Below are 5,605 nucleotides of genomic sequence, written 5' to 3' on the forward strand. Positions count from 1 at the left end.
GACTACATGAGCGCGAAGCTGAGCGCGGACAAGGGGCCGCTGTCGACCCGCGACTACCGTATCGAGTTCGAGGCCACGCCGCTGCCCGATGGCAAGACCTTCATCCACCTGGCCTACGCCTACGCCTACGGCACGGCGGGGCGGATCGCGATGCAGGGCTACCTCGCCACCCTGGGCAGCGACAAGGTGGGCTTCAGCAGCAAGGACAAGGACGCCTCGGGCCAGCCGGTCCTGGTGGGCGGCGTGCTCGGCGTGGTGGAGCGCAACACCATGCGCTACTACCTCGCGATCGATGCCTACCTCGACTCGCCGGCCGAGGCCCAGTTGCCGCAGCGCCTGGCCCAGTGGTTCGACAGCACCGAGCGCTACGCGCGCCAGCTGCACGAGGTGGACCGCAGCGACTACCTTGAGATGAAGCGCAACGAATACAAGCGCCTAAAGACCCAGTAGGCCTTGGGGGCGGCGCCCTTGCGCTCGCGGCAGATGCACATGTATCCTTGTGTGTCTGAAAGGATCCGCCGCATGGAAATGGATTTCCACCTCCACAAGATCCAGGCGCTGAGCCCCAAGGCGGCGCAGATCGCGCTGCGGATGCTGGACCGCGATCCGCGCGTACCGACCGAATGGGTGATGGCGCTGCGACCGGCCCTGGTCGACCGCAGCAGCGACGCGGAGTCCTTCGGCGGCACCGACTGGATGACCATCGCGGCCATCGAGCGACCGGGCATCCGGCGCTTCACCGAGTTGTTCGAGAGCCGCGAACAGCGGCACGGGAGGCAGTGGGTTCTGAGCCTGCGCACCGCCACCAGGCGACATGACCGCGGCGAACCCGACGAGAGCGTGTACGGCGCGCTCTAGCGACCCACCACGCTGGGTGCACGAGACGCGTCGTCTGCGCGTCCGGCAGCGCCACTCATTTCTTCCTGCCCGCTCCGGTCCGGAGCAACTCGCCCCGGTGCTTCTGCAGCTCGGCCAGCCGCTTGAGTTCAGCCGCGCAATCGGCCTGGGTGGCGACCAGCACGAAGGGGCTGCGCCGGAGCGACGTGATGCTCTTCTCGACCTGCACCGGGTCGCGGTTCTTAACGACAAGGCCGGCCGTGACCGCCGCCCTCGACTGCTTGTAGAAGGCCTTCTCGAAGCCCGGTGTGCCGCAGCGCGCCGCGATCACGCGATAGTCCGCCTCCTGCTGCTCGCCGGCCATCAGCACGGCGTTCCCCGCCGGCTGGGCGCCGGCCGTCAAGGGAATGCCGATGACGGCGGCGGCAAGCACTGCTGCGAATTCGAATGGCTTTTTCATATGTCCCCCCGCTTCCTGGAAATGCACTGTCGCACACTTCATGGTACGACCGTCCGGGCCTGCGTGCCATCGCCGATGGTCCACTGCCCGATTGCCCGAAAGGGCAAGGGGCGCTGCCCGTTGGGCCAATTTCCAGCTTTCGCGATGGTACCCAAGATGGCTGCGTCACTCACGAAACGCGAATCGGCAAGAGCGATGCTGAACGCTCAACTCGACGAGGAATCGGCATGACGCTTTCGAAGCACCCGCTCCGGGTTGCCATGGCGGCGGCATCGTTCGCATTTGGCCCTGCCTGGGCCCAGGACGACTCGGACCTCCAGAAGAAGCTGTCGAACCCGATCGCTGACATCGYCACGGTGCCCTTCCAATGGACCACCAACTTCAATGCCGGCCCTTTCGAGAAGCCGCAGTACACGCTGAACATCCAGCCGGTCTACCCGGTCAGGATCGGTGGCGGCTGGTCGCTGATCAATCGCGCCATCGTTCCGCTGCTGTCCAATCCCGCGTTGCTGCCGGGCCAGGATCGGCAGGACGGTCTCGGCGACATCACCTACGAAGCCTTCTTCGCGCCGACGCCGGCGGAAGGCGGATGGATCTGGGGCTTCGGGCCTGCGATGGTCATGCGGACCGCGACCAACGACCGGCTGGGCGCCGGCAAGTGGTCGCTCGGGCCGGCGGCCGTGGGACTCAAGGAATCCGGGCCCTGGACCGTCGGCGCGCTGGCGACGCAGGTGTGGTCCTTCGCGGGCGACGACAACCAGGCGAACGTAAGTGCGTTCACGCTGCAACCGATCGTCAGCTACCGGCTGGATTCGAAGCAGTCGCTCGGCTATGTGGGCATCATCACCGCCGATTGGGAGCAGAAGCGCTCGAGCCAGCGCTGGACGGTGCCGCTTGGGGTTTCCTATTCGCTGCTGGTCCGGCCCGAGCGCTTCGTGCCGATGAATTTCGTCGTCGGCGCTGGCTACAACGTGATCCGGCCTGACAATGCGTCCGACTGGTTCGTCCGGTTCCAGGTCAATTTCGTATTACCCAAGTGAGGATCCAGGTATGCGTGCGATCGACAAATTGAAGGGGCTGGCCATCGCGGTGGCGATGACGGCCGCGGCAACGGCAGCGGYCACCCCGCTGAGCTTTTACAACGGGCTGCGCGAAACGCCCATCACCAAGTTCAACAAGGCCGACATGGACCTGATGGAGAAGGCCGTCTACGGCGCGCTGGATTCAGGCGCGGACGGCGTCAAGGTCAGCTGGGAGAACCCGGCCACCTCCAGCAGCGGCAGCGTCACCCCGGCCAAGGATCCGAAGGGGCGTGCGTCGTGCCGGCTGGCGCAGATCGAGAATCGCCACAAGACGCTGCTCGGCGGGGGCAGCTACATCTTCTGCAAGAACACCAAGTCCAAGACGCCGCCGTGGGAGCTGGTGGCGCCGTGGACCGGCGGCTGATCGACAGTCGATATCGCATCCGAACGAGGAGTGCCTCCCATGCCCGCATTGCGCGTCCTGCTGTTGCTTCGAGGTGCGTTCGGCGTGCTGTTCGCGCTCGCCATGCTGCTGCTGCCGGCATTCGGCCGCAATGGCTTCTATGCGCTGGGCGACGGGCTGCTCGCGCTGGCGGTGGCCGTCGCGCTGTCGCAGCTGTCGCGCTTCAAGTGGCTGTTCGGCCTGGCGCTGGTCGATGCCCTGGTCCGCCTGGCGATCGGCGCCGTGTCCTTCGCCTTCCCGGACATCGAGGCCCGCATCCTGGGTTCGGTCGCCTTCTTCGGCGGCGTCATCACTGCCTGCATCGCGCTCGGCGCGGTCGGCTTGTTCTACGTGCTGGCGGGCCGCAGCGCGGCGCCGACGCAGCGTGGCGGCGTCGCACCCGCGGCGGTCGTGAGCACCTGCACGCTGCTGCTGGGAGTCGGCCTGCTGCTCGGCTTCGGCAGCGCCGACGGACGCCGACTGCTGATCGAGATCTTTGCGCTCGCGGTCGGCCTGTGCTTGCTCGCGACCGGCTTTCGGTTCAAGAATTCCCCCTCCACTTTTTGATTCAAGGAGCGATGTCGATCATGAAGGCCTTCCTGTCCCGCATTTCCGCTTTCGCCATGGTCCTGGTGTTGGCCGCCTGTGCCGCGCCCGGCTCGCAATCCAGTTCGATGACCATTCGCCAGGGCGTCATCGAGCAGATCACGCCGACGCAGATCCAGAGTTCGAACCATACCGGGGTTGGAGCGGTCGTCGGTGGCCTCACTGGTCTCGGCATCGGCAGCCTGATCGGTGGCGGCACCGGCCGCGATGTGGCCATGGTGGCGGGCGCCATCGGCGGCACCATCGCCGGGTCGGAACTGGCGAACCGGTACGCGCAGCCGATCGCCGGCCAGCAGATCGTGGTGCGCACCAACAGCGGCGTGCTGGTGTCGGTGACGCAACCGGTGTCCCCGGGCCTGCGCGTGGGGCAGCGCGTCTACATCGAAGGCAGCGGCGAAGGCGCGCGCGTTCTGCCCCAGCAGTAGCCGGTCAGGCCTGYGGCGCAGGCCTTTCGCGCTCAGGAGGCCTCGCCGCGCACGACACAGCGGAAGCCCAGGTGGCAGGTCGAGGTGTCGATCGGCTGCGCCATCCGCGCCGCCGGCCGGTAGCGGTGGCAGTAGTTCGGCGCGCACAGGTGCGAGCCTCCCTTCATGACACGCCGGGGGATGCGCACCTCGGGCGTCCGCGGATCGTAGCTTCCCTCGAGCGCGCCGCCGCGCGGGTTGTCGAGCGTGCAGCAGGCGTGCGTGATGCGGCCGTGCTCCTGGTACCAGTCGGTGGTCCATTCCCAGACGTTGCCCGCCATGTCGTAGAGACCATAGCCGTTGGGTGCGAAGGAGCCGACCGGCGCGGTCCACAGGTAGCCGTCTTCCAGCAGGTTCTGCCACGGAAACTGGCCCTGCCAGGTGTTGGCCATCGACTTGCCGCGCATCTTGAATTCGTCGCCCCAGCAGTATTCGGCGCCCTCGAGGCCGCCGCGGGCGGCGAACTCCCATTCGGCCTCGGTCGGCAGCGACTTGCCGGCCCAACTGGCGTAGGCCTCGGCGTCCTCGAACGCGACATGCACCACCGGATGCTTCCACAGCCCCTGCAGCGAACTGCCCCGCCCGCGCGGGTGACGCCAGTCGGCGCCCCGCTGGTAGGTCCACCAGTTGTGGGGGTTGCCCAGGTCCACCGGACCGGCGGTCTGCTGGAACACGACCGAGGAGGGGGCGAGCAGTTCGGGATCGGCGCCCGGGTAGTCTTCCGCCTTCGCCGGGCGCTCGGCCAGCGTGACGTGGCCCRTGGCATCGACGAAGCGCTTGAACTCGGCGTTGGTGACGGTGTGGGTGTCGATCCAGAAGCCCTTCACCGCGACCCTGTGCACCGGCGCTTCTTCGGGATAGTGCCGGTCCGAGCCCATGAGGAAATTGCCGTCGGGGATCCACACCATCGAGGGATGGGGGGCCGTCCTGGGAGGTGCTGCGACAGGATCGTGCATGGACGACATCAGGCGCTGGCGGTGCTGACGCCGCCCGGCGGCACGCCGAGTTGGCCCACGGCTCGGACCAGATCGGCGAGCGAACTCACTTCCATCTTCGCCATGACATGCGCGCGATGCGCCTTGACCGTTCTCTCGGCGGCGCCGAGCTCGGCGCTGATCTGCTTGTTGAGGGCGCCGTTGACCACCATTTCCATCACCTGGCGTTCGCGCGGGCTGAGCCGCGAATAGCGGTTCTGCAGGACGCACAGCCGTCGCCGTGCCTGGCGCCGCACGGCATCGTCCGCGATCGCCTTCCGGATGACGGACAGCAGCGTCTCGCCGTCCACGGGCTTGAACAGGAAATCGGCGGCGCCGGCCTTCATCGCTCGCAGCGTCTCGTGCACGGTGGCTTCGGCGGTGACGAAGATCACGGGCAGCGTCTCGGGCTGACTGGCGATCATTTCCTGCAGATCGAGCCCGCTGGGCCCCGGCATGTGGATGTCCAGCACCAGGCAGCCAGGGGCGCTGCCGATCCCCTCGAGCAGCATTTCCCCGACCGAACCGTACTCGACCACCTGCAGTCCGGCGCTCCGAAGAAGTCGCTGCATCGCGCGCCGGAAGGCGACGTCGTCGTCGATCAGGCGAACCGTGGGCGGTTCCCCGCCGACCGCCGATTGCATCACTTTTCCCATGCCATACCTCCTGCTGTCCGGCGGAGACCATCGCAAAAGCTCGGGGTCTCGATCTTTCGCCGGAAACGAGGGTGCATTGAACACGCGGCTTCAGGGCATGACAAGCTGCCCTTTTGGTGTAAGTGTTGCCCTAGTGACTACTTG

At 67.0% G+C, this 5,605-nt stretch carries 8 protein-coding genes and 1 pseudogene; 6 read left to right on the forward strand and 3 right to left on the reverse strand.

Annotated features, from left to right (window positions below; genetic code table 11):
- Nucleotides 1–450 (forward strand): annotated as a pseudogene (locus tag AC1DY5_RS39825) (hypothetical protein); the annotation flags it as partial.
- Nucleotides 451–522: 72 nt separating this feature from the next.
- Nucleotides 523–858, forward strand: a complete 336-nt coding sequence (locus AC1DY5_RS39830) for a hypothetical protein (RefSeq protein WP_478119966.1) — start codon at nucleotides 523–525, stop codon at nucleotides 856–858.
- Between the two features lie 55 nt (nucleotides 859–913).
- On the opposite strand, the gene AC1DY5_RS39835 is transcribed toward AC1DY5_RS39830, so the two are convergent.
- On the reverse strand, nucleotides 914–1,297 hold the full coding sequence (locus AC1DY5_RS39835; protein ID WP_478119967.1) for a hypothetical protein: 384 nt from the start codon (nucleotides 1,295–1,297) through the stop codon (nucleotides 914–916).
- Between the two features lie 227 nt (nucleotides 1,298–1,524).
- Between AC1DY5_RS39835 and AC1DY5_RS39840 the strand changes: the two genes are divergently transcribed.
- From AC1DY5_RS39840 to AC1DY5_RS39855, 4 genes are read left to right on the forward strand one after another with little or no spacing between them, the layout of a single operon-like run.
- Nucleotides 1,525–2,337, forward strand: coding sequence for a transporter family protein (locus AC1DY5_RS39840; RefSeq protein WP_478119968.1), 813 nt, complete (start codon nucleotides 1,525–1,527; stop codon nucleotides 2,335–2,337).
- Nucleotides 2,338–2,347: 10 nt separating this feature from the next.
- Nucleotides 2,348–2,743, forward strand: coding sequence for a hypothetical protein (locus AC1DY5_RS39845; RefSeq protein ID WP_478119969.1), 396 nt, complete (start codon nucleotides 2,348–2,350; stop codon nucleotides 2,741–2,743).
- Between the two features lie 39 nt (nucleotides 2,744–2,782).
- The gene (locus AC1DY5_RS39850) at nucleotides 2,783–3,328 is read left to right on the forward strand and encodes a hypothetical protein (protein ID WP_478119970.1); all 546 of its coding nucleotides are present in this window, start codon (nucleotides 2,783–2,785) and stop codon (nucleotides 3,326–3,328) included.
- Nucleotides 3,329–3,348: 20 nt separating this feature from the next.
- On the forward strand, nucleotides 3,349–3,792 hold the full coding sequence (locus AC1DY5_RS39855; RefSeq protein ID WP_478119971.1) for an outer membrane lipoprotein: 444 nt from the start codon (nucleotides 3,349–3,351) through the stop codon (nucleotides 3,790–3,792).
- 32 nt (nucleotides 3,793–3,824) lie between these two features.
- On the opposite strand, the gene AC1DY5_RS39860 is transcribed toward AC1DY5_RS39855, so the two are convergent.
- Together AC1DY5_RS39860 and AC1DY5_RS39865 are read right to left on the reverse strand one after the other, a co-directional pair.
- Nucleotides 3,825–4,739: a formylglycine-generating enzyme family protein gene (locus AC1DY5_RS39860; protein WP_478119972.1), complete on the reverse strand. Its 915-nt coding sequence runs from the start codon at nucleotides 4,737–4,739 to the stop codon at nucleotides 3,825–3,827.
- 56 nt (nucleotides 4,740–4,795) lie between these two features.
- Entirely contained in the window at nucleotides 4,796–5,461 is a 666-nt protein-coding gene (locus AC1DY5_RS39865; protein ID WP_478119973.1) for a response regulator transcription factor, read from the reverse strand.
- Nucleotides 5,462–5,605 lie beyond the last annotated feature (144 nt).

It is taken from the genome of Variovorax sp. P4_D9 (assembly GCF_056401695.1).